Below are 2,757 nucleotides of genomic sequence, written 5' to 3' on the forward strand. Positions count from 1 at the left end.
GCGTTCGGCCAATTGCCGGCTCGCGAAAGCGACACGCTCGTGCAACTGAGCACGACGCATAGGCTCGTCAGACAGAATAGTCAGCGCCTCACGTGCCACGACTGCCATCAGCGGCGATGGTGCGGTCGCATAGATGAATGGCCGGCACCGGTTGATAAGATAGTCGCAGAGTGTTCGCGGTCCGGTAACGAGCGCGCCGGATGCGCCAAGCGCCTTGCCGCATGTGTGGAGCGTGACGATGTTGTCGCGGCCTTCATACGCGGCGGCCAGTCCCCGGCCGTACGGCCCCCAGACGCCGGTGGCATGCGCTTCATCGACGACGATGAATGCCTGGTACCGATCAGCCAGCGCGACCAGGCTCTCCATCGGCGCACGGTCGCCATCCATGCTGTAAAGGCTTTCGAAGGCGATCCACACCCGCCCCATGCCGCCTTCGGCGCGCCAGCGGGTGATTGCGTCCTCGACAGCGTCGACGTCGTTGTGCGCGGCCAGCTTGAACTCAGCGCGCCCGGCTTGGGCACCCTCATGCATGCTGGCATGAGCGAGCTCGTCGAGGACCAGCAGGTCGCCTTTCTGCGGCAGGGCCGTCAGCAGAGCGAAGTTGGCGATATAGCCGCTGCCGAAGAACAGTGCACGCTCGGCTCCGAAAAATGCCGCTGCGTCCGCCTCCAGTTGCTCATGTTCCGGTGCATTGCCGCGCAACAGCCGCGATCCGGTTGCGCCCACTGGCGTGCCCCGCGCAATCGCCGTCGAAACCGCATCGCCGAGTCTTTTGGAGGCGGCAAGTCCGATATAGTCGTTCGACGAGAAGTCGAGCCCGGCGCGCGGTGCGAGCGTCCGTAACCGGTCCTTGCGCCCCAGTCCCCGCAAGGTTGCGTCATAGCGGGCAAGAATTGCCTCCTTCATTGCGTGGCGAGTTCCATAGGCTCAATGCCGAGGCGCCGGAACAGAAGGGTATCCTTGTCCTCGCCGGGATTTCCCGCCGTCAGCAGCGTGTCGCCGACAAAGATCGAATTGGCGCCGGCAAAGAAGCACAGCGCCTGCGTTTCGTCGCTCATCGCCGTCCTGCCGGCGGACAGCCTTACATAGGATTTCGGCATCATCACCCGCGCGAGCGCAACGATGCGGACGAAATCGATCGGATCGATGGCGTCGGCCGCGGCAAGCGGCGTGCCTTCGATGGGAATAAGCATGTTGATCGGCACGCTTTCCGGCGGCTCGGGCAGGTTCGCGAGCGTGACCAGCATGTCGATGCGATCGGTCTTTTCTTCTCCCATCCCGACAATGCCGCCGCAGCAGACTTTCATCCCAACCGCGCGCACGTGCCCAAGCGTTTCCAGCCGGTCGGCAAAAGTCCTGGTTGAAATAACCTCGCCATAGTAGCGCTCAGAGGTATCGATGTTGTGGTTATAGTAGTCGAGACCGGCCTGCTTCAGGCGAGCAGCTTGCTCAAGATCGAGCATGCCGAGCGTCATGCAGGTCTCCATGCCGAGGGCCTTGACGCCCTCAATCATGGCGACCACAACGTCCATGTCGCGCTCCTTGGGAATTCGCCACGCCGCGCCCATGCAATAGCGCGTTGCGCCGCCATCACGCGCCTTGGCCGCTTCGTCGATGACATGCTTGACGTCCACCAGCTTCGACGCCTTCACACCGGTTTCGTAATGCGCAGACTGGCTGCAATAGCCGCAATCTTCAGGGCACCCGCCGGTCTTGATGCTAAGGAGCCGCGACAGCTGCACTCGGTTTCGATCGAAGTTCTGGCGGTGGATCGTCTGAGCTAGGAACAGCAGATCGTTGAATGGCATGCCGTAGATGGCCTCGGCCTCTTTGCGGTTCCATCGCGGAGGCGTTCCATCGACCAATTGCATGGTCTGGTTCACGTCGAACTCCGAGTTCATTCCAATCGTCATCGTCAAACCTTTGTTTGCTAGTCCGGTACGCCTTCTTGGCTTTGGGGCGCACTCGCTAAAGGCGAGCTGCGGCACGTCTTTCCAGCACCTCCTACGCCTGCCGAGCTGATGTTGCTCCTCACGCCGTAATCCTCAGTTCAAGTGCTTGCAGATGTTCTGGTGGTCCGGCATGTCCAGGCCGATGTCGAGGATCGGGGCGCTGTGCGTCAGCCAACCCATGGAGATGAGATCGACACCGGTCGCCGCAATCGCCGCCGCCGTTTTCGGCATCACCCGACCGGACGCCTCGGTGATCGTACGGCCATCCACTATAGAAACCGCGCGGGCAAGATCCTCGACCGACATATTGTCGAGCAGCACCGCGTCAACACCAATCGCGAGCGCTGCATCGAGCTGCTTCAGCGTGTCGACCTCGACCTCGACCTTCACCATATGCCCTGCTGCGGCGCGCGCCCGCTCTATTGCTGTGCGGATATCGCCGGCGATCGCGATGTGGTTGTCCTTTATGAGCACGCCGTCATCGAGGCCGAACCGGTGATTGGCACCGCCGCCGACGCGCACGGCGTATTTCTCCAATGCCCGCAGCCCGGGCGTCGTCTTTCGCGTCGATACAATCCTCGCCTTGTGACCGCGCACGGCCTCAACCATGGCCGCTGTGGCAGTGGCAATGCCGCTCAGCCGGCATAAGAAATTGAGGGCCGTGCGTTCGGCCGTGAGCAGGCCTCGTGCGGGTCCGGACAATCTTGCAATGGTTTCCCCGGCCCCAACCTCGCTGCCATCAGGGCGCCAGATCTGGATGTTGATCGCCGGTTCCACGAGAAGGAAGGCATACGAGACCAGATCG

The 2,757-nt window shown here is 62.2% G+C and carries 3 protein-coding genes; all 3 read right to left on the reverse strand.

Annotated elements, in window-relative coordinates; all coding sequences use genetic code 11:
• Window positions 1–906: 8-amino-7-oxononanoate synthase (locus tag EN984_RS29775; protein ID WP_164765736.1), on the reverse strand; the 906-nt coding region annotated here is incomplete at its 3' end.
• Window positions 903–1,871, reverse strand: a complete 969-nt coding sequence (gene bioB, locus EN984_RS29780) for a biotin synthase BioB (protein ID WP_236383478.1) — start codon at window positions 1,869–1,871, stop codon at window positions 903–905. The genes bioB and EN984_RS29775, both read right to left, overlap by 4 nt.
• 174 nt (window positions 1,872–2,045) lie before the next feature.
• Window positions 2,046–2,757, reverse strand: a 712-nt coding sequence (gene nadC, locus EN984_RS29785; RefSeq protein ID WP_127384165.1) for a carboxylating nicotinate-nucleotide diphosphorylase, incomplete at its 5' end; no start/stop codon positions are given.

It is taken from the genome of Mesorhizobium sp. M7A.F.Ca.CA.004.12.1.1, from assembly GCF_003997835.1.
GTDB lineage: Bacteria > Pseudomonadota > Alphaproteobacteria > Rhizobiales > Rhizobiaceae > Mesorhizobium.